Source organism: Herbiconiux daphne (assembly GCF_024979295.1).
Taxonomy (GTDB): domain Bacteria; phylum Actinomycetota; class Actinomycetes; order Actinomycetales; family Microbacteriaceae; genus Herbiconiux; species Herbiconiux daphnes.
The window spans coordinates 1-534 of the sequence record NZ_JANLCJ010000758.1 but is presented as its reverse complement, the minus strand read 5'-3'; the positions used below and the strand labels follow the sequence as shown (position 1 = coordinate 534).

Below are 534 nucleotides of genomic sequence, written 5' to 3'. Positions count from 1 at the left end.
CGCTGTTTGGCTTTAAGCTCTTTCAGTTGTGCCGCAACAATGTTACGAACCTGACGAGCAATACGCATATTCTGACGAATTGTTTTCAGGTCTTTCTGAGCAACATTCAGCAGACCACCTTCTTTCTTCAGAACATCAGCAAGGATAGAGGATAAAGCGATAGTCATTTAGTTCTCCGTTAATGACGTATACGTTTAAAGTGTTTGGCATTACCATAAAACTTATTCTTACCACCACTAGCGCGGAAATATAAATAATTGTTCTTTGGTTGATACCCTTGTTGTAATGACCTCTCTGCTATTTCCATAGCCATTCTCCACTTTTGAGGTGAAGAACCTTGACCACGTTCATAACGATTAGTCATTATTTTTTGAGCACGTTGAAGGTCTTCGAGAGTATAATGTCTATGCTTTCGAGTCCAATCAAATTGCCCACTTTGGTAAATCACTCCAGTTTCCTGATACGGTAACTGGAAACTGTAGACTGTGGAGGTGGTAATAAACCGTGTCCACAGACAACAGAATCCGGTTACCG

At 40.8% G+C, this 534-nt stretch carries 1 protein-coding gene; it reads right to left on the bottom strand.

The window, feature by feature from the left end:
* Nucleotides 1-178: 178 nt before the first annotated feature.
* Nucleotides 179-534, bottom strand: a 356-nt coding sequence (locus N1032_RS27535; RefSeq protein ID WP_259543911.1) for a cell wall hydrolase, incomplete at its 5' end; no start/stop codon positions are given.